The following is a 21,915-nucleotide window of genomic DNA, read 5'->3' as shown; positions in this document are numbered from 1 at the left end:
GAGGGCTTGAACGGCCACCGGAAGCGCATGACTGCCAGCCATGGGCTGGTACTACTGAAGCAGCCGATCAGCGGCCTGCATTACCAACTGCCATGCCGGCCGAACAAAAAAAGCCCCGACCAACGCCGGGGCTTTTCATCAGAACGGGTTCCGGAAATAGGAACCGAACCTAAGATCCATGCCTTACGCGGTGAACAGCGCCTTCATCTTCTTCAGGGCATTCGCCTCGACCTGGCGGATGCGTTCGGCCGACACGCCGTACTCGTCTGCCAGTTCCTGCAGCGTCACCTTGCTGTCGGCATCCAGCCAACGGCGGCGGATGATGTCACGCGAACGCGCATCCAATTCGGCCAGGCCTTCGCGCAGCAGCTGCATCTGGTTGTCTTCGTTGTCCTCGCGCTCGTAAGCCATCGACGGGTCTTCATCATCGGCAACCAGGAACGCAGCCGGCGACGGCGGTGCGTGTTCGTTGTCCTCGTCGGACGGCGCATCGAAACCGATATCGCGGCCGGACAGGCGCGACTCCATTTCCATGACCTCGCGCTCGGACACGTTCAGGTCCTTGGCCACCGCGCTGACTTCCGCCGCGTTCATCCAGCCCAGGCGCGTCTTCGACTTGCGCAGGTTGAAGAACAGCTTGCGCTGCGCCTTGGTGGTGGCGACCTTCACGATGCGCCAGTTCTTCAGGATGAACTCGTGCATTTCGGCACGGATCCAGTGCACGGCGAAGGAGACCAGGCGCACGCCCATGTCCGGGTCGAAGCGCTTGACCGCCTTCATCAGGCCGATGTTGCCTTCCTGGATCAGGTCGCCCAGGGCGAGGCCGTAGCCGTTGTAGCCGCGGGCCACATGCACCACGAAGCGCAGGTGCGAATGCACCAGCTCGCGGGCGGCGTCCAGATCGTTACCGTCGCGGAAGCGACGGGCCAGGTCCTGTTCGTCATCGACCGACAGCACCGGAATCTGGTGCACGGCACCGATGTAGGCGTCCAGCGAACCGAGCGCACTGGGAATCGGGAGATTGTTTGCCACAAGGGCAGTAGAGGTGTTCTGGCTCATAGGCACCCATCTTAGCAGTCCGGGATTTGGACTGCTAAAGGAGGAAAAAGTTCCAGCATCCCATTGATGCAACACTGGTCCCAAACAGAGCCCTACCGTAGCGCGATTTGATGACAGTGGCGAGCACGCTTTTCGGGATTCACAATCCCTTGGAATTCAAGCAATTACCCACTGAAAACCTGCCGATTCCGGTCAAGCGGAGCTGAACGCGCCGTTCCGGAGGCCCATTCAGGACGGGGACGTTGTCCGGCGTTCAGGCCCGGCCACTCGCCGGCGCTCAGAGCGCCGAGCGCGGCGGCAGCGACCAGTCGATCGGGGCCTGGCCGCGGCGCTGCAGGTACTCGTTGGCCATGGAGAAATGGCGGCAACCGAGGAAGCCACGATGGGCCGACAGCGGCGACGGATGCGGGGCCTTCAGCACGCGATGGCGGCGGGTGTCGATGACCTTGCCCTTCTGCTGCGCGTAGGCGCCCCAGAGCATGAACACCAGGCCTTCGCGCTCGCGGTTGAGCACGTCCACCACATGATCGGTGAAGCCTTCCCAGCCACGGCCCTGGTGCGCGCCGGCCTTGCCCTCCTCCACCGTCAGCACGGCATTGAGCAGCAGCACGCCATGTTGCGCCCAGGGGATCAGGCAGCCGTGGTCCGGGCGCGGGATACCGAGATCGCTCTCGATCTCCTTGTAGATGTTCAGCAGCGACGGCGGCACCGGCACGCCGGGCGGTACCGAGAAACTCAGGCCGTGGGCCTGGCCGCGCCCGTGGTACGGGTCCTGGCCGAGGATCACCACCTTCACCTGCTCGAACGGCGTGGCGTCAAACGCTGCGAAGATCTGCGGCCCGGGCGGGAACACCGCCGCACCGCTGGCCTTGCGCTGGCGCAGGAAGGCCGACAGCTCGCGCATCTGCGGCTGCAACAGGTACTCACCGACGTGCTGCTTCCAGCTCGGTTCCAGCTGGATCGTCGGGGTGTCGGTTACTTCATCGATCATCGCAACAAAGGTCCATCATTCAATCGAGCCAGGCGCAGCTGGAACAGCACCTTGGTGACCAGCAGCCGCTCTTCGATCGGCTTGAGCACCAGGTCGTTGGCACCGGACTGCAGCAGCCCGGTCTGGTTGTGGGGGTTGCCGTCGCCGGTCATCACCAGCACGGGCAGGCGGCGCTTGCCGTAGCCGAAGTCCACGCGCACGCGCTGCACCACGTCGCGGCCGCTCAGCTCGCCCTTCAGGGTGACGTCGGTCAGCACCAGGTCGATGCGGTGGCGGCTGCGGCCCAGCGACTCGGCGGTGAGCAGGGTGAAGGCCTCTTCGGCGCTGACCACGTGCAGCACGTTCAACTGCTGCCGCTCGAGCATGCGCTTGGTGGCCTCGGCCACTACGCGGCTGTCCTCGATATAGAGGATGGTGGCGCCGGGGATGGTCTGCGGCTGCACATAGCCACGGATGAAGGTCGCCAGCGCTTCATGGCCCAGGGATTTGTCGAAATAGTCGGTGACGTACTCGGTGAAGCGGCGCTGCTCCAGGTGCTGCTGGGCGTCGCCGGAAACCACGATCACCGGCACATAGGCCTGTCCGGCCGCTTCGCGGACCATGCGCGCCAGCGCCAGGCCGTCGCCATCACGCAGGGTCAGCGAGGTCGTCACCAGGTCCACCGGGCCCTGCGCCAGCGCCTGCCGCGCGTCTTCGATGCTGTCGCAGCCAATCACCTCCACGCCCGGCAGGTCGCGCTGCAGGACGTCGGCGATCAGCTTGCGGACCAGCTTCGAGCCATCGACCACCATCACCCGCGTCGCGGGCCCTTCAAGGTGCTTCAGCGCTTGCGGTTGCATGCCGGTCTCAGGTATCGGTCGGGCGGGTCTGGCGGAGGAAGTGGCCGGTCACCAGCCAGGCACCCAGCCAGCCCAGCAGCAGCGTGCCGAGCAGGACCAGGCCACCATGCAGCAGGTCCAGGCCATGCAGCACGAACGGGCTGCCGTAGCTGCGCGAGAGTTCGGCCAGCGGCACGCGCAGCGCGGCACCGGCGGCGCCGATCAGGGCCAGTGCAACCGCGCCTGCGCCCAGGCCATACCACGCACCCAGATACAGGAAGGGGCGGCGGATGAAGCCATCGCTGGCGCCAAGCAGCTGCAGCACGCCGATCTCTTCGCGGCGCGCCTGGATGTCCAGGCGCACCGTGTTGCCGACCACCAGCGCGGCACCCGCGCCGAGCAGCACCGACAGCACCTGCACCAGCCGCGCGCCGAACGCCAGCCAGGCGTCCAGGCGCTGGCGCCACAGCGCATCGTGCTGCACCAGATCGGCCTCGGGCAGGCTTTCCAGCGCGCGTGCCAGGCGTGCGTCGTCCTTGCCCTGGCCCGGGGTGATCACCAGCAGCGAGGGCAACGGATTGTCGTTGAGCGCATCGATCGCCTCACCGAGGCCGGCATCGCGCAGTTCCTGCAGGCCCTGCTCGGGTGTGCGCACATTCACTTCGGCCACGTCATCGCGGTCGCGCAGCTGGCCGGCCAGGCGAAGCGCGCCGGGACCATCGATGTTGCCCTTCAGGAACACGTTGATGTCGCGCGACTGCTGCACGCTGCCGGCGAACTGCTTGAGGTTGTCCAGCGCGATCGACAGCCCCAGCGGCAACGCCAGGGCCAGCGCCATGACCATCACGGTCAGCAGGGTCGCCCACGGCTTGCGGCAGGCGCGGCCCAGGCTGAACACCACGCTGTGCACGTGGTGCTGGAACCAGACGCCCACGCGCGACGGGGCGGCGGCTTCGCTGTTTTCGTTCTTCGCCATCGGTTACTCCGCCAGGTCCTGCGGCGAGATGTCATCCACCAGCCGGCCGTGGTCGAGGATCAATACGCGCTTGCGCATGCGGCGCAGCAGCGGCAGGTCGTGACTGACCACCAGCACGCTGGTGCCGCGCGCGGGCAGCTCGGCGAACAGGGCCATGATCTCCGCTGCCAGGGTGGGGTCGAGATTGCCGGTCGGCTCATCGGCCACCAGCAGCTTGGGCTCGCCGACGATCGCGCGGGCGATGCCGACGCGCTGCTGTTCGCCGGCCGACAGCTGCGAGGGCAGCGCCTTCTCGCGATGGCCCAGCCCCATCCGCTCGAGTACCGAGCGCACGCGCTTGTTGATGTCACTACGGCGGGTACCGCGCAGGATCAGCGGCAGTGCAACGTTCTCGGCGATGGAGCGGTCCATCAGCAGGCGGTGGTCCTGGTAGACCGCCCCCACCGCGCGTCGGTGGCGCGGCACGTCGCCGCCGCGCACCTTCAGCAGGTTGCGCTCGTCGAACACCACCGCGCCGCGGCTGGGCCGCTCGTCGAGGTGGATCAACTTGAGCAGCGTGCTTTTACCCGCACCGGAATGGCCGGTGACGAACAGCATCTCGCCCGGCGCGACCTCGAAGCTGACATCGGTCAGCGCCTCGTGGCCACCGGCGTACTGTTTGCTGACATTGTCGAAGCGCAGGACACTCATGCCCCGATTATGCAGGACCGGCGCGACGTCGTGGAGACGGTGGGTGCCACCGGCCCCGCCTGGTGGGTGCCGACCGTTGGTCGGCACACCTTTCAAAGCCACCCGACCAACGGTCGGGTGCTACCCGCTGATCGGCAGCGCCGATCAGCTGCCCGACAGCATCCGGCGGATCTTGCGGCCGATGCGGGTCAGGAACGAGTCACCGGTATCGGCGGCGGTACGCACCGGCTTGGCCACCACCTGCACCGGGGTCACCGGGCTGGCGCCGTTGCCGGCGTTGGCCTGTACACCCTCGGTACCTTCGACCGGACGGCCGTGGCGACGACGACGGCGCTTGCGCGGCTTGTGCTCACCGTCCACCGTGGCTGCCGGTGCGCCTTCGGCACGCGGCGGGCGCGGCGGACGCGGGGCCTGGGCGGCGGCGCCTTCGGCACCGGCAACCGCGGCGGCAGCGCCCTGCTCGCCTTCCACGCGCGGCTTGCGCGGGCCACGCGCACGGCGTTCGCCGCTGCGTTCACCGTCGCGACTACCGCGGCCACCACCACTGCCTGAGCGGCCGCCGCTGCGGCCACCGCCCCGACGCTCTTCCTCGGCGGCGCGGGCTTCGCGCGCTTCGCGGAAGATCTGGCCGACGCTTTCGTTGTCCTCGCCTTCCTCGCCTGCCGCCGGCGCCGGGCGTTCCGGGCGCGGCAGCGGGGTCAGCAGTTCCTTGGTGACCGGCTCGGACGGAATCTTCTGCTCGATATAGGCCTCGATGTCCGGCAGGCCCATGGCGTAGCGCTCGCAGGCGAAGCTGATCGCGTCGCCCTCCTCACCCAGGCGCGCGGTGCGGCCGATACGATGCACGTAGTCTTCGGCGTCGAACGGCAGGTCGTAGTTGTAGACGTACTTGATGCCGTCGATGTGCAGGCCGCGCGCAGCCACGTCGGTGGCCACCAGGATTTCCAGCTGGCCCTTCTGGAAGCGGTTGAGCAGGCTCTCGCGCTTCTTCTGCGGCACATCACCGGACAGCACGCCGACACGGTAGCCGGCCTTTTCCAGCGAACGCGCCACGCGCTCGACGAACACCTTGGTGTTGACGAAGACCATGGTGCGCGCGCCTTCGCTGCGCGACAGCAGGCCCAGCAGCAGCGGAATCTTTTCGTCGTCGGCCGGGAAGTAGATGCGCTGGCGCACGCGCGCGGCGGTGATGGTCTCGGCTTCGACCACCAGCTTCTGCGGTTCGTTCATGTGCTCGTAGGCCAGCTCCAGCACGCGATGGCTGAGGGTGGCACTGAACAGCAGGGTCTGGCGGGTGGTGCGCTCGGGCATGCGGCGGAGCAGGAAGCGGATGTCCTTGATGAAGCCCAGGTCGAACATGCGGTCGGCTTCGTCCAGCACGCAGATCTCGCAGGCGTGCAGCGACACCACCTTGTGCTGCTTCACATAGTCGATCAGGCGGCCCGGGGTGGCGATGATCACGTCCACGCCCTGCTGCAGCAGTTCGCGCTGCTTGTCGTAATCCACGCCGCCGTAGACCAGGGCGAAGCGCAGGCCCAGGTCGGAACCGAACTTCACCGCATCCTTGTGGATCTGGATGGCCAGTTCGCGGGTCGGGGCGAGGATCAGCGCGCGCGGATCTTCCGGCTTGCGGTCGGCCAGGGCCGGACGCGTCAGCAGGCGGTTCACGACAGCGACCAGGAAGGCCAGGGTCTTGCCGGTGCCGGTCTGGGCCTGGCCGGCAACATCACCACCGGGCAGCGCGACGGGCAGGGTCAGCGCCTGGATCGGGGTGCAACGGGTGAATCCGGCTCCTTCAAGACCGGCCTGCAGGGCCGGATGCAGCTCGAAGGAGGAAAAGGTCAAATCGGTCAGCGGTTTGTCGCTCATGAGTCCGTCTTGGTATGGCCGCCGGCCCGTGGGGCGGCTGGCACTTCAGCGTCTGGGGGCACCGTCGCAAACTGCGGCCCCTGCGGCGGGTTGGCAGGCTGGGACCACCCGGTCCGCGCGCCGCACAATGCCCCAGTTTACCGCACTCGGGCAGGCAAACCGGAATGCGGCGTCTCATGGCATCCAGAGACGCTACCTTCACCCAGCCACACCGGACTTGAACGGCCTGCCCGGGTTCGCTGGTGTCGCCCACTGCCAGCCCCATGTACAGGAAGACAGTGAAATCCGACACATACCGGCCATCGAAGCGATCACGATACGCTGGGTTCCAACCGGCGCCTGTCCCTGCCCTGCGATAGGGGTACACTGCCGGCCGTGAGCGTCCAGGCATCCCGCCGAACGCACCGCGGCAGTGCGCCGCGAGGCAACGACGAGGGTCGCGCCACCGGGCATGGCCCAGTTCACCCACCTCCGGCATGGCCGGGTGCAATCCAAGACGAGAAACCAAGATGAGCGACAAGGTTGTACATGTCGGCGATGCCGACTTTGATAGCGCAGTGCTGAATTCCAAGGAACCGGTGCTGGTCGATTTCTGGGCCGAGTGGTGTGGCCCGTGCAAGATGATCGCCCCGGCGCTGGACGAACTGGCCGATGCCTACCAGGGCCGCGCCAAGATCGCCAAGGTCAACGTTGACCACAACCGTGCGCTGGCCGCCAAGTACCACGTGCGTTCGATTCCGTACCTGGTCGTGTTCAAGGACGGCGAGAAGGTCGGCGAGCAGATCGGTGCGGTGGGCAAGGCCCAGCTGGCCGGCCTGCTGGACAAGGCCCTGGCCTGATCCTTCGGTTCTCCGGCAGCCGCCGAACGCGGCTGCCGGCGGCGCCCCTGCGCCCATGATGAATGCTGTTCCCGGCGACCCTTGCATGGCGCCGCAGGCCGATGATAGTGTCGGCATATCCGGCCGCGTTCGCGTGCCGCACCCTCTGGACGCAGTTTCTTCCAGACCCATTCCCAACGTTCGCCGCCCCAGCCGGGCGCTCGCACCTTCAAGCGAGGAATAACGCTCTTGTCCGATAACACTTCCGAAACCGGCAGCGCCGATGCGCCCGCCGAAAAGCGTGTGCGCAAGCCCCGCGTGAGCAAGGCCGCCGCCCCGGCAGCCGCCGAAACCAGCGCCGCTCCGGCGCAGCCGACGCTGCCGTTGGCCTCCGCGCCCGAAGCTCCCGCGCCGGCGCCTGCCGCAGCACCTGCACCGAGCGCGCCCGCCGCCGAGGCCCCTGCCAGCAGTGGCGGTGGCGAAGGCAGCGAAGGCCGCGAATCCGGCCAGCCGCGCCAGCAGCACAACCATCAGGGGGGCGGCCAGAACCAGGGCCAGAACCCATACAACCAGAATGGCCAGCAGGGCCAGGGGCAGGGCAACCGCCGCGACCGCTTCCGCAACCGCCGCGACCGTGACCGCAACAACCGCTTCCGCGACGAGGGCATGCCCAACGACGGCGGCGAGCAGCAGCCGTTCGTGCCGCGCCCGCACGCCAACGTGCCCGAGGGCTTCCCGGTCTATTCGCTGAGCGACCTCAAGCGCATGCCGGCACAGAAGCTGCTGGAAATCGCCGAGCAGCTGCAGATCTCCGAAGGCGTGGCCCGCGCCCGCAAGCAGGATGTGATCTTCGCCCTGCTGAAGGTGCTGACCCGCCACGGCGATGGCGTTGCCGCCGACGGTGTGCTGGAAATCCTGCCGGATGGCTTCGGTTTCCTGCGCGCGGCCGAAGCCAGCTACCTGGCCGGCCCTGACGACACCTACATCTCGCCCAGCCAGATCCGCCGCTTCAACCTGCGCACCGGCGACCACATCTCCGGCCGCATCCGCTTCCCGAAGGACGGCGAGCGCTACTTCGCGCTGAACATCGTCGACACCATCAACGGCGAGCCGATCGAAGCGTCGAAGAACAAGGTGCTGTTCGAGAACCTGACCGCGCTGTTCCCGCGCCGCCGCTTCACCCTGGAGCGTGGCAACGGTTCGTCGGAAGACATCACCGGCCGCATCCTCGACCTGATGGCGCCGCAGGGCAAGGGCCAGCGCTCGCTCATCGTGTCGCAGCCGAAGGCCGGCAAGACGATGATGATGCAGCAGGTCGCCACCGCCATCACCACCAACCACCCGGACGTGCACCTGATCGTGCTGCTGATCGACGAGCGCCCGGAAGAAGTGACCGAAATGCAGCGCACCGTGCGCGGCGAGGTCATCAGCTCGACCTTCGACGAGCCGGCCGCGCGCCACGTGCAGGTGGCCGAAATGGTCATCGAGCGCGCCAAGCGCCTGGTCGAGCACAAGAAGGACGTGGTGATCCTGCTCGACTCGATCACCCGCCTGGCCCGCGCCTACAACAACGTGGTGCCGAGCTCGGGCAAGGTGCTGACCGGTGGCGTGGACGCCAACGCCCTGCACCGCCCGAAGCGCTTCTTCGGTGCCGCGCGCAACGTGGAAGAAGGCGGCAGCCTGACCATCATCGCCACCGCGCTGGTGGACACCGGTTCGAAGATGGACGAGGTGATCTACGAAGAGTTCAAGGGCACCGGCAACAGCGAAGTGCACCTGAGCCGTCGTATTGCTGAAAAGCGCGTGTTCCCGGCCATCGACATCAACCGTTCCGGCACCCGCCGCGAAGACCTGCTGATCGAGCCGGAACTGCTGCAGAAGATCTGGATCCTGCGCAAGCTGCTGCATCCGATGGACGAAATGGCCGCGATGGAATTCCTGCTCGACAAGATGAAGAACACCAAGTCCAACGACGAGTTCTTCGGTTCGATGAAGCGCTGATCCACGGCATTGATGGAACGAGAAGAGGCCCCGCCATGCGGGGCCTCTTCATTGGGACCATCGCTACCGTTCATGGGCACCATGGAGTTATCGGCAGATCTGCCTCGGGTCCAACCCCAGATCACGACAGATGCGATCATGCGCCAGATGCGCCGCCCGATGCCGGAGGCCAACGGCAGCCAGCCAGCCGGGAATGGAGGGCAAGAGCATCTCCCATACATCAGCCTGCAATCGCCCCCTCAATGCGATCAGCAGCTGGCGGGCCTCGTCCTTCGCACCCGCGAAGTACGCCGCAAAAGCAAATGTCTCCATGCAGACCCCGTGATAGCTGTCGCCATGAACGGATGCAATGTCCTGCAGACGACACTCCAGGGTTTCGGGCGTGGCACCGGCCCATTTCAGTATTGCGCGGCGTAGCCACGCAGCGGTTTCCTCGTTTCCGAGATGGCGGGAGATTCCTCGCATCGTGCTGAAGCTGTCTGCCGCGGTCAGGGCGTCATCCAGCACCGCTTGTGCAGCCACGATGTGCGAGCAGCTACCAGCGGGCGCGTTCTCAACCACCCAATCGGCAAATCGAAAATGATCATCGGGCTTGCCTCCCCAGCGCTGCCATGTCCCTCTCGCATACTGCACGATCGATGGGCAATGGAACGGCTCGGCCGCCATCGCCGCATCGAGCCATTCCTCCCTGTTTCCGTCACCTGCGCCGACCACGACGTTGCAGTGAATCAGGCCAGCCAGCGCCATTGCATTGCCAGGCTCCTGGGCCACGATGTTCGAGAGCTTCCGATATGCCTGCATCATGATCCCGGGGTATCTGCGTCGCCGCAACATCGGGATATCCGCTGCGTAACTCTCACCGCGGACTGTCCATGCCTTGTTGATGTCCGCATATGCAGAAACCAATAGAGGATGAGAGGACTGTGGCAACGCCTGCGTCCACGTCTTGATCCATCGACCAACCCGGCGTTCCACCGACAGGCGCCAGACAAGGTGCTCATGGGTTTCAGCCGCCCCCCCCGCCATCACGGCCTCGGCCGAAGCGTGGTCACCGGCATTCAGGTGCATGCGAACCCGCGAAAGATGGGATTCGACAAAGTGGCTTCGATGGGTTGCACAAGGAAGAACTCCCAAGCTCTGCAGCAGATATCGCATGAACGTGCATCCTCCAAACGCACCATGCTTTCAGTTCCCGAGGGCAGGTACCATGCGAATAGTTGTAGATTTCCTTGACCAGCCAGACTGGCCCTGCGCCCACGCGTCTTGGCACCGAGCCCGCTGCGGCAGGTTTTTTTTTGGCTGCAGGGCGACCTGTTTCACTTTGCCGCCGCTGACTTTTGGCGATAATTCGCCCGATACCCTGCCCGGCCCCAAGGGCGTGGCCACCGATTCCCGCTGTCGCCCCTTCCGGAGAACCGGTCGGGTCCAGCCTCCTGCCGGATCCGTCGACGCATGCGAACGCTGTCTCCCCGCCTCAACCTGGGCAAGCTGATCCTCGCCCTGGCCCTGCTCAGCGCCATCATCGCCCTGGCCAATACCCTGCTGGCCAGCTACCGGGTGCAGCGCGACCAGCTGGTCGGCAATACCCTGGAAGCCAACCGCGTCTATGCCACCAAGCTGGCCGAGACCACCCAGAACTTCCTGCTGGCCGCGCAGCAGGAGTTGGCCTACGCCGCCACCCGGCTGGGCCAGAGCAATCTCGATCCGGCACAGGCGCAGGACGAAGCCAGCCGCCTGCAGTTGCAGACCAACAGCTTCAATTCCTCGCTGGTGGTCGATGCCGATGGCCTGGTGATCGCCACCTCGCCACAGACCCTGCAGTTGCAGGGCGAGATCCTGCACAGCGTCGGCAACAACGCGGCACTGGCCGCGCGCCAGCCGATGATCAGTGACCCGTACCAGTCGGCCACCGGCAAGCTGCTGGTCTCGCTGTCGCACCCGATCTTCGACCGCCAGGGCCGCTATCGCGGCTACGTCAGCGGCACCCTCTACCTGCGCCAGCGCAGTGCGCTGCACACGCTGCTGGGCAAGCACTACTACCGCGACGGCTCGTACCTGTACGTGGTGGACCGCAATGGCCGCCTGCTGTACCACGCCGATGGCAAGCGGGTCGGCGACTACGTGGTCGGCAACCCGGCGGTGAAGGCAGTCGTGCGCGGTGAACGCGGTGCGCAGCAGGTCCGCAACAACCTGGGCGTGTCGATGCTGGCCGGCTATGCACCGGTACCGGCCACCGGCTGGGGCATCATCGCCCAGCGGCCGACCGAGGCCACGCTGCAGCCATTGTCGCGGTTGATGACCGCGGTGATCTGGAATGCGATCCCGCTCGGCCTGCTGTCACTGCTGGTCACCTGGTGGTTCGCCCGCCGCATCTCGATGCCGCTGTGGCAGCTGGCGCGAAACGTGCAGGGTGGCGAGGACACCGGCAACGCGATCAGCCACGTCAGCGGCATCCGCGCCTGGTACTTCGAGGTGGCCCAGCTCAAGCAGGCGGTGCTGCACAGCTTCAACGCGCTGCAGGACCGCATCGGCACGCTCAGCCGCGCCAACCGTACCGATCCGCTGACCGGCCTGCTCAATCGCCGCGGCCTGCAGCAGGCGCTGGATGCATTGCAGGTGCAGGGCATTCCGTTCGCGATCCTGGCGCTGGACATCGATCGCTTCAAATCGATCAATGACAGCCATGGCCACGACGTCGGCGACGCCGCCATCGTCCATATCGCCGACCAGATGCGCCGCTACTCGCGCGACAGCGACATCCTCTGCCGTGCCGGTGGCGAGGAATTCCTGCTGCTGTTGCCGGGCATCAGCACCGACTCGGCGCGCCAGGCCGGCGAGCGCCTGCGCCAGCACATCGCCGATCATCCGTTCGAGCCGGTCGGCACCATCACCGTGTCACTGGGCGTGGCCCACTTCCCCAGCTTCCATGTCGATGCCGAGCAGGCACTGCGGCTGGCCGACAAGGCCCTGTACATGGCCAAGGAACAGGGCCGCAACCGGGTGGTGGTCTACCCGTACGCGGACTGACGCGGAGCCGGGCTGCCCGGCTCCGCAGCGGGTCTCAGCTCTGTTGCAGCGGGGTCAGCAGGCGCAGGCCGCGCTTGGCGCCGTCCACCATGTAGACGCCGCCTTCCGGCAGCAGATCGCTGCCGGCCTGCTCGACCGGGTCAGCCTCGTGCCACGGCACGCTCTGCCGCGGCCCCGGAATGAAGGCGCGCCAGCGGCCATAGCGTTCCGCCTCTGCATTGGGATCATGGTTCAGGGCGAAGTTCACCGGGATGCGAACCGTCCAGCTGTCCCGGGTGCTGTCCTCGCCGGTGGTCGGCGGCTTGAAGGTCCAGGTACGGGCGGTGCTGACGCTGGCTCTGGCCAGGATGTCGCGCATCTTGGCCAGGGTCCGCTCGGACGCGACCACAGCCATGTTCACCTGCTCGGCGGCCACGTCGGCCACTGTTCCGTCGCGCGCCACCTTCACCAGCAGCAGCACCTCACCCTGGCCACCGTTTCGGTAGGCCGCCTCCGGGTAGCGCGGCGGTGTCATGTGCAGCGGGGTCACCGAATCAGTGGCCTTCGGATCGTACTCGCTGAAGTCGACACTGGTCATGCTGATTTCATAACCGCCATCGGCCGCAGCCTTGCCGCGCAGGCGAACGCGCAAAGGGGCCCGCGTGGCCACCGCCTGGCCAGCGCGCAGCGTGGGCTCGAAGCGCCAGCCCCCGATGGTGCCTTCGACGAAGGAGGCGATGCCCGGGGCGACCATGGCTTTCTGGTCCAGCACCAGCGAACTGACAGCGCCCTCCGGCGTGACCTCGATATGACCGGACAGCACCATGCTCATTTCCGCAGTCGCACGTACAGCACGTGCGGTCTGCGCAGTGGCGTCACCTGCAAGCAGGGGGGCGCCGGCACCGACGGCCAGCGCGAGGGCGAGAAACAGTGGGGAACGCATCATTGCCGGATCCTTGGTGATGAACAGCGAGCGTACCTCAGTCCCAATACTCATGACAGCCGGCTCAGGCCAGCCGGTGTGCACCCGCATAGGGCGGCGTATCCGGATAGTCCCCTCGTGCGAAGCGTTCCTGCAGGCCCTGCCACCAGCCCGGGTCGAACAGGTGCCGGTAGTGCTCGCGCACCGCTGCCAGCTCTGCAGCGGGCAGGCCCATGAACGGGCCGAAGCGCTCGGGAAACACGTCGCGCGGACCAACATGGAACCAGGGCTCGTCGGCCATGGCCTCCTCCGGCGTACGCGGCTGCGGCCACGCACGGAACACGCAGTCGCTGACCAGGCACAGCTCGTCATAGTCGTAGAACACGGCCCGGCCGTGCCGTGATACACCGAAGTTCTTCGGCAGCATGTCACCGGGGAAGATGTTGTTGCGCGCCATGTCGGTGATCGCCTGCGCATAGTCGAGCACCGCTGCACGTACCGCCTCCCCGCCCTGCTCGCGCAGGTACAGGTTCAATGGACGGAAACGGCGCTGCACGTAGCACAGTGCGATCTCCACCTCATCGCCATCAACGCGTACGCTCTGCGCGCACTGCTGCAGCAGTTCGTCCAGCAAGGCCGGCGCGAAACGCGCGCGCGGAAAACGCAGATGACGATAGGGCTGCGCATCGAGCAGGCGGCCGACACGATCGAGATTGAACACCAGCGCGTACTTCTCTTCCACCTGCTGCCGCGACATCGCCTTGGGCCACGCGAAACGGTCGCGGATCAGCTTGAACACCAGCGGATAGCTGGGCAGGGTGAACACCGCCATGACCATGCCCGGCGTACCTTCGGCATGCACCAGCCGCTCCTGCGGGTGCTCGTTGAAGTGGCGGTAGAACGTGCGGTAGCGCTCGGTCTTGCCCTGCTTGGCACGTCCCAGCACCGTGTAGATCTCATCGATGGGCTTGCCCGGCAGCAGGCTGCGCAGGAACACCACGGCATCGCCCACCGTACCCAGATCGGCCTGGAAGTAGCTGCGCGACACGCCAAACAGATGGGCGACATCACGGCGCCGGGTGAGCACCGCATCGGCTCGCAGCCCGCGCTCATCGTTGACCAGCGCGATCACGCAGGGCGAGAAGCGATGCTCACCGAACACGCGGCCAACCAGGTAGGCGCGGCGCTCGCGGTAGAACACCGTGTCGAGCAGTTCAATGCTGCGCACCGGCGTGTCCCCCCAATGGGCGAGGTCGTCCTGCAGGCGCACGGCAATGGCCGCCGCGCAACGCAACTGGTGCGCGTAGGGAATGTCGAAGCGGTAGTCGGCCAGCACGCGTTGCAGGGCCTCCACCGGTCGCGTCGGCGACACCGCGTAGGTATGCCGCGCGACGGGATGGGTGATCGCATCGGACGGCTCGACGTCAAAGGCGATGAACTCCAGCGCCGGATCCACGCCACGGGTGGAGAACAAGCGCCGCGACAGGGTGTTGTAGAACGTCTTGTACAGCTCGGCGTCAATCAGGCCCTGCAGCAGCGCGCTGTACCGCGCGTGCACCTGCAGCCACAGCGCACGCTCGCCGATCGCGTCACCGGCGAGCCGACGCAACGCATCCATCTGCTCGGCGATGCACAGGTCGTACAGGGCAATGCGCTCGACCGCATCCTGCCGCGCACCGGCCCAGTCGCGCTGCTCGAAGCGCTGCCGTGCCCGCGCGGTGATCGCCGCGAAACGGGCGTGGTACTGCTCGAAACCGTCGCGGATGGCACCTGCGATACGCGGTGCCAGCTCGGCAGCGATGTCAGGCTTGGACATGCGTAGCTAACCCGGGGAGGACCGGCTTCACCATACGCTGGCGTGGGGTTGCTTGTGTAGAGCCGAGCCCATGCTCGGCTGATCCAGGCAGAAGCAGCCGAGCATGGCTCGGCTCTACAGTTGCAAAGAGCAGTCGGGCGGGCTCGACTCTACCGAAGCCAATGGCTCAGATCGCCAGTTCGGCCTCCACGTCCTGCACCTTGCGTCGGGCCAGTGCAAGGTTGGACTTGGTCCGGTCCAGCACGATGTAGAAGAACAGTCCCTTCTTCTTCGCGACCGGTCGCATGATGTGGTACGCCTTGCCCAGCGAGATCAGGATATCCTCGATGCTGTCATTGAGGTTCAACGAGGCGGCGGTCTTCATCTTGGCCCGGATCACTTCGGTGTTGCCGGCAGCGGCCACCTCCATGTCCATGCCGGCACCGGCTTCGCCCAGCAGCATGCCGCTTTCGTAGTCGACCAGCGCCACTGCCTGCGCGCCGTCGATGCCCATCAGTGCGTTCAACGATTCATTCAATCCAGCCACGTCGCACCCCTTGTCGATGTTGGTTCGAGCCCCTCGTTCCCCTGCGGCCGGGCTCACGATCCGCCGAGTTCGGCCAGGATCGCCTGGCCACATTCCCTGCTCTGCCACAGCACCTGGCCGATCACGCTGCGCTGGTCGCAGGCCGCCATCAGCAGCAGCGGTGCACGTCCCTCGGCCTGGATTGCCAGCATCAGCACCTTCCCGCCCATCGCTTCCAGCATCAGCGTCTGCAGATCGCCCAGCACCAGTTCGCGCCCGACCGCCGCGGCCAGCGCCAGCATCGCGCTGGTCATTGCCGCCAGCCGTTCACCGCGCCCCTCGGCACCAGCGCTGACCAGGGCAAAGCCATCGACACTGGCCAGCACTACCGTGCGCACGCCTTCCACCCGCTGCTGCAGGTCCTGCAGCAGCGGCTGCAGGCGCGCACGCTGGCCGGCATCGGGCAGCACCGCCATCTGCCCGTCAGCCATGCGCGGCCACCAGTGCGTGCGCTTCCATTTCGCTCATCAGTACATCCATCAGCAGCAATCCCTGTTCGCGGTCGCGGGCATCCACTGCCAGCAAAGGCAGCGGTTGATCATCCAGGCTGGCGCGTGCAGCCCAGTCGTCCAGCGCAGCGTGCGGCGCCTGGTCGAGATGGGTGACCGCCACCACCAGCGCCAATGACGCTGCGAACGGCTGCAGCACCTGCAGGTAGTCCTGCAGCTCGCTGGCAATGCCGGCGCGGCGCGCGTCCAGCAGCAGCACCGCACCACGTGCCCCCTGCAGCAGGATCGGCCACAGGAAATCGAAACGCTGCTGGCCGGGTGTCCCGTAAAGCCGCAGGCGTTCGCCGTTGGGCAGGTCGATGTCTGCGTAGTCCAGCGCGACGGTGGTGGAGGCCTTGTCGGCACCGAGGCGATCACTGTTGGCCACATCGGTGTCGATCACCGCGCCGGCCGCGATGCTGCGCACGAGTGTCGACTTGCCGCTGCCCATGCCACCGAGCACGACCACCTTGTGCTCACGCATTGCGCTCGCTCCCACGCAGGTGGCGCCACAGGCGGGCAAGCAGGCCGTTGTCGGTGCCATTGCCGCGTAGGGCCGTCATCGGTGCCGCCGGGGCGCTCTGCAACTGCGCGTAACCGCAGAGATAGGCGGCATGGATGAAATCACGCACCGCCGCAGCCGGCAACTCGAGCAGCATCGCGCATTCTTCAACCGTGCACGCGCGCTTGAGCAGCAGCGAACACAAGCGGAAGCCATCGTGGTCGTGACCCAGCACGCGGAAATCCGGCCAGCGCAGCAGCTTCACCGAGGCGCCACGCAGGCGTTCGTCCAGTGCCTGCCAATGTCGGCTGCGCTGTGCCCACTGCCACAGCAGGGGCCGCAGTGGCTGGCGCGGCCGCTCACCGGCCAGGGCCTGCAGGCGAGCCGGCGTGAGCGCATCCAGCTGCAGGCGTTCGAAGGCCTCGGCCAGGCGCTCTACCAGCGCGCTCGCGGGCTCCTGCAACAGCACGGCCTGGTCATGCTCGAGGTCCATCAGCAGGACGGGGTCACCCGCGTCACTCAGCAGTGCCTGCCCCTGGCGCAGGGGCAGCCGCTCGCGCAGCAGGCGGGTGATGGCGTGTGCACCATCGGCAAGACGGATCGGTGCGGGTGCGTGCATGGTCAGGGGCTCCACTGCCAACTGCATCCCGCGCAGGGCGCGGCCGATGGCACCGTCATCAAGTATGTCCTGAGGGCCATCGCCGTCGCGCAGCTGGCCCCCCAGATCCTCGATCCAGCACTGCAGTCGCGGGCGTTGCTGGCGCATGCGCAGGGCCGCGTTGCGCAGCGCCGGCGTATCGCGGATGACCAGCAGGTCGCAATCGTCCAGATCCTGGCTGCGGCGGATCTGGCCGTCCGGCAGCGCCGATGCTACGCGTAGCCGCTGCAGCAGGGCCTGCTCGCCCTGGATGTCGGTTCCCACTACCAGCACGCGTGCCATCCGTGTTCCCCGTGCGGCCACCTCCCCGGTGGCCTCGCGTCGCCAAGGCTAGGACATCGCCAGCGGCAGCCGTCGTGATCGACTGCTCAGATCGGGAGCGGTTGCAGACGGTGTCCGATCGGTTCTGCGACGGCCATCGCGGGCAAGTTTCATGCCGCTTTGACGGCATTCCGACGGCCAACGGATGTCACGGTTCTGGACGCGGGTCGAATGGGGCCGCCCCAAAAAAAACCCGCGCCGAAGCGCGGGTTCCGGGGTCACGACCGAACGGCGACGGATCAGCCGCGCAGCTGCTCCAGCGCGGCATTGAAGGTCGCGCTCGGGCGCATCGCCTTGCTGGCCTTGGCCACGTCCGGACGGTAGTAGCCGCCGATGTCCACGGCCTTGCCCTGCACCGCGACCAGCTCTTCGACGATCTTCTGCTCGTTGTCGGTCAGCGCCTTGGCCAGCGGGGCGAAGCGCGCCTTCAGGGCGGCGTCTTCGTCCTGCGCGGCCAGGGCCTGGGCCCAGTACAGCGCGATGTAGAAGTGGCTGCCACGGTTGTCGATGCCACCCAGCTTGCGCGACGGCGACTTGTCGTTGTCCAGGAACTGGCCGTTGGCTTCGTCCAGCGCCTTGGCCAGCACACGGGCAGCGGCGTTGTCGTAGCGGTTGCCCAGGTGTTCCAGCGACGCGGCCAGGGCCAGGAATTCACCCAGCGAATCCCAGCGCAGGTAGTCTTCCTCGACGAACTGCTGCACGTGCTTCGGCGCCGAACCACCGGCACCGGTCTCGAACAGGCCGCCACCGGCCATCAGCGGCACGATCGACAGCATCTTGGCGCTGGTGCCCAGCTCCATGATCGGGAACAGGTCGGTCAGGTAGTCACGCAGCACGTTGCCGGTCACCGAGATGGTGTCCTCGCCCTTGCGGATGCGGTCCAGCGAGAACGCGGTGGCTTCCACCGGCGGCAGGATGCGGATGTCCAGACCGGCAGTATCGTGGTCCTTGAGGTACTGCTCGACCTTGGCGATGACCTGCGCGTCGTGGGCACGGGCGGCATCCAGCCAGAACACGGCCGGGGTGCTGCTCAGGCGGGCGCGCTCGACGGCCAGCTTCACCCAGTCCTGGATCGGCGCGTCCTTGGTCTGGCACATGCGCCAGATGTCACCGGCTTCGACGGCATGCTCGAACACCACGGTGCCAGCATCGTCGGTGACCTTGACCACGCCATCGGCGGCGATCTGGAAGGTCTTGTCGTGCGAGCCGTACTCCTCGGCCTTCTGCGCCATCAGGCCGACGTTCGGCACCGAACCCATGGTGGCCGGATCGAAGGCACCGTGCGCCTTGCAGTCGTCGATGACGGCCTGGTACACGCCGGCGTAGCAGCGGTCCGGAATGACGGCCTTGGTGTCCTGCAGCTTGCCTTCGGCATTCCACATCTTGCCGGAGTCGCGGATCATCGCCGGCATCGAGGCGTCGACGATCACGTCGCTCGGCACGTGCAGGTTGGTGATGCCCTTGTCCGAGTTGACCATGGCCACGCCCGGGCGCTGTGCGTACTCGGCAGCCAGGTCGGCTTCGATCGCAGCACGGGTGGCTTCCGGCAGCGACGGCAGGCGCGCAGCCAGGTCACCGATGCCGTTGTTGGCATCGAAACCGGCCTGCTTCAGCACGTCGGCGTGCTTGGCCAGCACGTCCTTGTAGAACTCGTTCACCGCCACGCCGAACATGATCGGGTCGGAGACCTTCATCATGGTCGCCTTCAGGTGCAGCGAGAACAGCACGCCCTGGGCCTTGGCATCGGCAATCTGCTCGCCGATGAACGCGGCCAGTGCCTTGCGGCTCATCACGGCGGCATCGACGATCTCGCCGGCCTTGACCGCGGTCTTTTCCTTCAGCACAGCGGTGCTGCCGTCATTGCCGTGGAAGGTGATCTTCAGCGAACCGGCATTGGCCAGGGTGGCCGACTTCTCGCTGCCGTAGAAATCGCCGGCGGCCATGTGCGCGACATGCGACTTCGAATCCGGCGCCCAGGCGCCCATGCGGTGTGGGTGCTTGCGCGCGTAGTTCTTCACCGACAGCGGTGCACGGCGGTCGGAGTTGCCTTCGCGCAGCACCGGATTCACCGCGCTGCCCTTGACCTTGTCGTAGCGCGCCTTGTAGTCGCGCTGCTGGTCGTCGGCCGGGGTTTCCGGGTAATCCGGCAGCGGATAGCCCTGGTCCTGCAGTTCCTTGATGGCCGCCTTCAGCTGCGGCACCGAGGCGGAAATGTTCGGCAGCTTGATGATGTTGGCGTCCGGGGTGGTCGCCAGTTGGCCCAGCTCGGCCAGGTCGTCGCTGACCTTCTGCGCGTCACTGAGCAGTTCCGGGAACTGCGACAGGATGCGGCCGGACAGCGAGATGTCACGGGTTTCCACCACGATGCCGGCCGTACCGGTGTAGGCGTCAACGATCGGCAGCAGCGACTGGGTGGCCAGGAACGGGGCTTCGTCGGTCAGCGTGTAGAGAATCTTGGACATGGGGGACTTGGACTCTGTAGCAGTGCTCAGGGGAAGGCCGGCGCCAGCGCCGGGCCACGTGCAACCGTGTCGCGCGCGGGGCCGGGCCCCACGCTTTCCCCCGTCGCCGTCAGGGTGGGCGCGCGGCGGGGAAACCCCTGCATTGTCGCGTTTTCAACCGCGCGGGGCAAAGCCACGCCATACGCGACGGTACTGGACCGCTGTGTTTCGTCGTTGGCTCGCTTCCGGTCTGGAAGCTGGGGCTTGATGGCTAGTTCGACTTCCCGCTCGTGGAGGCACGCATGACCCACTCCGACAATCGCTGCCCCCACTCGGCACGCCTCGGACAGGTCAACGTCTGTGCGCGCTTGCTTTGCTGGAAGTTGCAGACACGGAATCCCCCGACGACGGCGGCCAGGCTGGCGAGTTCATCCGCCGTCGCTGCGGAACCTCGGATGTGCAGCGAACCGGCGCCAGACGATCCGGGCCGAACGTAGACGTCGTACCGGGTGGAAGGTCCTTCCGACCTTACGTATCCCGACACGGCATATCCGCCGTCCGTGAAACGCAGATCCGGCGTGCTTCCTGCAGGCTTTTCGGGGGCGTCGCCCTCGTAGATCAGGGCGACTTCCTTACTATCGTGCCTGATAAGGTGCAGACCAGAGTCAACAGGTGCCTCGTAGGTCACAGACATTCCTGTCGGCACCCGCACACAGGCGCCGTATAGGAAGTGGTCGCAACTGTAGCTCCAGAGATTCGCAGGTCCCATTGCGAGTGTGAGCGCAATCCAGCTGAGCATCCTGTCCCCCGATCTGTCCGTGGTCCGTTCAGCGTATCCCGCTAGGCCCCAAAGCGGACATCGCCCAATAAAAAAGGACGCAGCCTCGCGGCTGCGTCCATCGTGAGCCCTGCCGGGAGAGAGTCGGCTGGACTTACTTGACCTCGAACTCCTGCGGCGTTCCGGCCGCCTTGCCATCGACGGTGACTTCGGCGCGGTACTTGCCGGCCGGCCAGCCCTTTGCATTCTTGAACGTGACGTTGGTGGTTTCCGCACCACTGGTGTTCAGGGTGGCGGTCTGTTCGCCGGCCACCTGGCCGTCCTGATAGGTCAGCTTCGCGCCAACGTTGACATTGTTTGCCGCACCGTCGGTCTTGACCGAGACGATGATGTCGTCCTTCGGTGCGAACAGAGCCGTCGTCGCAACCGACTTGTCGGCGGCGGCGGTCTTTCCGACCGTGACCGACGAGACGCTGACAGCAGCGGCTTCGGCCATCGGCGGCGGCGCGCCGGTCATCGGGGCCGGTGCTGCCGGTTCGGCCGGAGCGGTCGCTGCCGGAGCGGCATTGTTGTCGGTCGACTCTTCTTTCTTCTTGCAACCGACCAGGGCGACGCTGCCCAGCAGGGCGGCGATCAGGGCGGTCTGGAGCGGGGTGGTCTTGATCATTCGGGGTTCCTCCCAGGGATTGTCGGACGGCGTTCTGGCCGGCTTACTTCGGCGGCAGTTTCAGGGTCTGGCCCGGGAAGATCTTGTCCGGGTCATCAAGCACATCGCGGTTGGCTTCGAAGATCTTCTTCCAGGCATTGGCGTCGCCCAGATGCTGCTTGGCGATCTTCGACAGCGAGTCACCCTTCTGCACGGTATAGGTGCCGCCGCTGACAACGTCTGCGGTGCTGTCCACCGAAGCGCTGACGCCGGAGAAGTCCGCCTTCGGCACCTGCTCGGCGGTACTGTCGACACTGCCACTGACGCCGGAGAAATCGGCTTTCTTCTCGGTACTCATCCACAACTCCCGTCTGCATGACTACGTGATTGGCACGGTGCCATGGCGGTTGTTAAATGGGGATGGTGCAGATGTGAAGCCGGCCCCGGGGGCGGCTGAACAATCGGGGGAATGGACACCCGGTAGTGCCGGCCGCTGGCCGGCTGTGCCACGGGATCCGGCCTTGGCCGATTGCCGGCCAGCGGCCGGCAC

19 protein-coding genes are annotated in these 21,915 nt (G+C 66.4%); 3 read left to right on the top strand and 16 right to left on the bottom strand.

What is annotated here, in order from left to right; all coding sequences use genetic code 11:
* Positions 1-183: 183 nt before the first annotated feature.
* The 6 genes from rpoH to rhlB all read right to left on the bottom strand — a co-directional run bounded on the left by rpoH (position 184) and on the right by rhlB (position 6,403).
* Positions 184-1,059 (bottom strand): RNA polymerase sigma factor RpoH, encoded by an 876-nt coding sequence (rpoH, locus tag R5H29_RS10495; RefSeq protein ID WP_099559904.1) that lies wholly within the window; start codon positions 1,057-1,059, stop codon positions 184-186.
* A 277-nt stretch (positions 1,060-1,336) separates the two neighbouring features.
* On the bottom strand, positions 1,337-2,050 hold the full coding sequence (ung, locus tag R5H29_RS10490) for a uracil-DNA glycosylase (RefSeq protein ID WP_180877942.1): 714 nt from the start codon (positions 2,048-2,050) through the stop codon (positions 1,337-1,339).
* Complete coding sequence (locus tag R5H29_RS10485; protein ID WP_332329145.1) at positions 2,047-2,889, bottom strand: response regulator; 843 nt, start codon at positions 2,887-2,889, stop codon at positions 2,047-2,049. The genes ung and R5H29_RS10485 overlap by 4 nt, the downstream gene beginning before the upstream one ends.
* A 7-nt stretch (positions 2,890-2,896) precedes the next feature.
* Positions 2,897-3,844 carry a permease-like cell division protein FtsX gene (ftsX, locus tag R5H29_RS10480; RefSeq protein WP_227844015.1) on the bottom strand — a complete coding sequence of 316 codons (948 nt, stop codon included), beginning with the start codon at positions 3,842-3,844 and terminating at the stop codon, positions 2,897-2,899.
* A gap of 3 nt (positions 3,845-3,847) precedes the next feature.
* Complete coding sequence (gene ftsE / locus R5H29_RS10475; RefSeq protein WP_032129538.1) at positions 3,848-4,534, bottom strand: cell division ATP-binding protein FtsE; 687 nt, start codon at positions 4,532-4,534, stop codon at positions 3,848-3,850.
* Between the two features lie 144 nt (positions 4,535-4,678).
* Positions 4,679-6,403 (bottom strand): ATP-dependent RNA helicase RhlB, encoded by a 1,725-nt coding sequence (gene rhlB, locus R5H29_RS10470; protein ID WP_019660839.1) that lies wholly within the window; start codon positions 6,401-6,403, stop codon positions 4,679-4,681.
* 509 nt (positions 6,404-6,912) lie between these two features.
* Between rhlB and trxA the strand changes: the two genes are divergently transcribed.
* Both trxA and rho read left to right on the top strand, forming a co-directional pair.
* Positions 6,913-7,242 carry a thioredoxin gene (gene trxA, locus R5H29_RS10465; RefSeq protein ID WP_005411275.1) on the top strand — a complete coding sequence of 110 codons (330 nt, stop codon included), beginning with the start codon at positions 6,913-6,915 and terminating at the stop codon, positions 7,240-7,242.
* 228 nt (positions 7,243-7,470) lie between these two features.
* Positions 7,471-9,222: a transcription termination factor Rho gene (rho, locus tag R5H29_RS10460; RefSeq protein ID WP_019660840.1), complete on the top strand. Its 1,752-nt coding sequence runs from the start codon at positions 7,471-7,473 to the stop codon at positions 9,220-9,222.
* An 87-nt stretch (positions 9,223-9,309) separates the two neighbouring features.
* On the opposite strand, the gene R5H29_RS10455 is transcribed toward rho, so the two are convergent.
* Positions 9,310-10,377 carry a hypothetical protein gene (locus R5H29_RS10455; protein WP_180877941.1) on the bottom strand — a complete coding sequence of 356 codons (1,068 nt, stop codon included), beginning with the start codon at positions 10,375-10,377 and terminating at the stop codon, positions 9,310-9,312.
* 297 nt (positions 10,378-10,674) lie between these two features.
* Here R5H29_RS10455 and R5H29_RS10450 point away from each other — a divergent pair, with 297 nt between their 5' ends.
* Complete coding sequence (locus R5H29_RS10450; protein WP_329843311.1) at positions 10,675-12,249, top strand: sensor domain-containing diguanylate cyclase; 1,575 nt, start codon at positions 10,675-10,677, stop codon at positions 12,247-12,249.
* A gap of 34 nt (positions 12,250-12,283) precedes the next feature.
* Here the strand turns inward: R5H29_RS10450 and R5H29_RS10445 are convergent, their stop codons facing one another.
* The 9 genes from R5H29_RS10445 to R5H29_RS10405 form a co-directional block, all read right to left on the bottom strand.
* The gene (locus tag R5H29_RS10445; protein WP_134730138.1) at positions 12,284-13,174 is read right to left on the bottom strand and encodes an energy transducer TonB; all 891 of its coding nucleotides are present in this window, start codon (positions 13,172-13,174) and stop codon (positions 12,284-12,286) included.
* 61 nt (positions 13,175-13,235) lie between these two features.
* Complete coding sequence (aceK, locus tag R5H29_RS10440) at positions 13,236-14,966, bottom strand: bifunctional isocitrate dehydrogenase kinase/phosphatase (RefSeq protein ID WP_332329144.1); 1,731 nt, start codon at positions 14,964-14,966, stop codon at positions 13,236-13,238.
* A gap of 166 nt (positions 14,967-15,132) precedes the next feature.
* A complete protein-coding gene (locus R5H29_RS10435) occupies positions 15,133-15,492 on the bottom strand; it encodes a hypothetical protein (RefSeq protein ID WP_005419760.1) in 360 nt (119 codons plus the stop codon).
* A 53-nt stretch (positions 15,493-15,545) separates the two neighbouring features.
* Entirely contained in the window at positions 15,546-15,962 is a 417-nt protein-coding gene (locus tag R5H29_RS10430; RefSeq protein WP_111098609.1) for a roadblock/LC7 domain-containing protein, read from the bottom strand.
* Positions 15,955-16,503: an ATP/GTP-binding protein gene (locus R5H29_RS10425; RefSeq protein ID WP_134730120.1), complete on the bottom strand. Its 549-nt coding sequence runs from the start codon at positions 16,501-16,503 to the stop codon at positions 15,955-15,957. The genes R5H29_RS10430 and R5H29_RS10425 overlap by 8 nt, the downstream gene beginning before the upstream one ends.
* Positions 16,496-17,461, bottom strand: a complete 966-nt coding sequence (locus R5H29_RS10420) for a hypothetical protein (protein WP_308304989.1) — start codon at positions 17,459-17,461, stop codon at positions 16,496-16,498. Before R5H29_RS10420 ends, R5H29_RS10425 begins: the two co-directional genes overlap by 8 nt.
* Positions 17,462-17,739: 278 nt before the next feature.
* Positions 17,740-19,962: an NADP-dependent isocitrate dehydrogenase gene (locus R5H29_RS10415; protein ID WP_019660847.1), complete on the bottom strand. Its 2,223-nt coding sequence runs from the start codon at positions 19,960-19,962 to the stop codon at positions 17,740-17,742.
* A 911-nt stretch (positions 19,963-20,873) separates the two neighbouring features.
* Positions 20,874-21,386 carry a hypothetical protein gene (locus R5H29_RS10410; RefSeq protein WP_019660848.1) on the bottom strand — a complete coding sequence of 171 codons (513 nt, stop codon included), beginning with the start codon at positions 21,384-21,386 and terminating at the stop codon, positions 20,874-20,876.
* Between the two features lie 43 nt (positions 21,387-21,429).
* Entirely contained in the window at positions 21,430-21,723 is a 294-nt protein-coding gene (locus R5H29_RS10405; protein ID WP_005419771.1) for a LysM peptidoglycan-binding domain-containing protein, read from the bottom strand.
* Between the last annotated feature and the right edge of the window lie 192 nt (positions 21,724-21,915).

Source organism: Stenotrophomonas sp. A3_2, from assembly GCF_036624925.1.
GTDB lineage: Bacteria > Pseudomonadota > Gammaproteobacteria > Xanthomonadales > Xanthomonadaceae > Stenotrophomonas > Stenotrophomonas hibiscicola.
Note: the sequence above shows the minus strand (reverse complement) of the source record. Positions and strands in the feature narration are given on the sequence as shown.

Bases quoted from the DNA above. Each gene is read 5' to 3' on its own strand.
- rpoH (WP_099559904.1), bottom strand. From the start codon at position 1,059: ATGAGCCAGAACACCTCTACTGCCCTTGTGGCAAACAATCTCCCGATT.
- ung (WP_180877942.1), bottom strand. From the start codon at position 2,050: ATGATCGATGAAGTAACCGACACCCCGACGATCCAGCTGGAACCGAGC.
- R5H29_RS10485 (WP_332329145.1), bottom strand. From the start codon at position 2,889: ATGCAACCGCAAGCGCTGAAGCACCTTGAAGGGCCCGCGACGCGGGTG.
- ftsX (WP_227844015.1), bottom strand. From the start codon at position 3,844: ATGGCGAAGAACGAAAACAGCGAAGCCGCCGCCCCGTCGCGCGTGGGC.
- ftsE (WP_032129538.1), bottom strand. From the start codon at position 4,534: ATGAGTGTCCTGCGCTTCGACAATGTCAGCAAACAGTACGCCGGTGGC.
- rhlB (WP_019660839.1), bottom strand. From the start codon at position 6,403: ATGAGCGACAAACCGCTGACCGATTTGACCTTTTCCTCCTTCGAGCTG.
- trxA (WP_005411275.1), top strand. From the start codon at position 6,913: ATGAGCGACAAGGTTGTACATGTCGGCGATGCCGACTTTGATAGCGCA.
- R5H29_RS10455 (WP_180877941.1), bottom strand. From the start codon at position 10,377: ATGCGATATCTGCTGCAGAGCTTGGGAGTTCTTCCTTGTGCAACCCAT.
- R5H29_RS10450 (WP_329843311.1), top strand. From the start codon at position 10,675: ATGCGAACGCTGTCTCCCCGCCTCAACCTGGGCAAGCTGATCCTCGCC.
- R5H29_RS10445 (WP_134730138.1), bottom strand. From the start codon at position 13,174: ATGATGCGTTCCCCACTGTTTCTCGCCCTCGCGCTGGCCGTCGGTGCC.
- aceK (WP_332329144.1), bottom strand. From the start codon at position 14,966: ATGTCCAAGCCTGACATCGCTGCCGAGCTGGCACCGCGTATCGCAGGT.
- R5H29_RS10430 (WP_111098609.1), bottom strand. From the start codon at position 15,962: ATGGCTGACGGGCAGATGGCGGTGCTGCCCGATGCCGGCCAGCGTGCG.
- R5H29_RS10425 (WP_134730120.1), bottom strand. From the start codon at position 16,503: ATGCGTGAGCACAAGGTGGTCGTGCTCGGTGGCATGGGCAGCGGCAAG.
- R5H29_RS10420 (WP_308304989.1), bottom strand. From the start codon at position 17,461: ATGGCACGCGTGCTGGTAGTGGGAACCGACATCCAGGGCGAGCAGGCC.
- R5H29_RS10415 (WP_019660847.1), bottom strand. From the start codon at position 19,962: ATGTCCAAGATTCTCTACACGCTGACCGACGAAGCCCCGTTCCTGGCC.
- R5H29_RS10410 (WP_019660848.1), bottom strand. From the start codon at position 21,386: ATGATCAAGACCACCCCGCTCCAGACCGCCCTGATCGCCGCCCTGCTG.
- R5H29_RS10405 (WP_005419771.1), bottom strand. From the start codon at position 21,723: ATGAGTACCGAGAAGAAAGCCGATTTCTCCGGCGTCAGTGGCAGTGTC.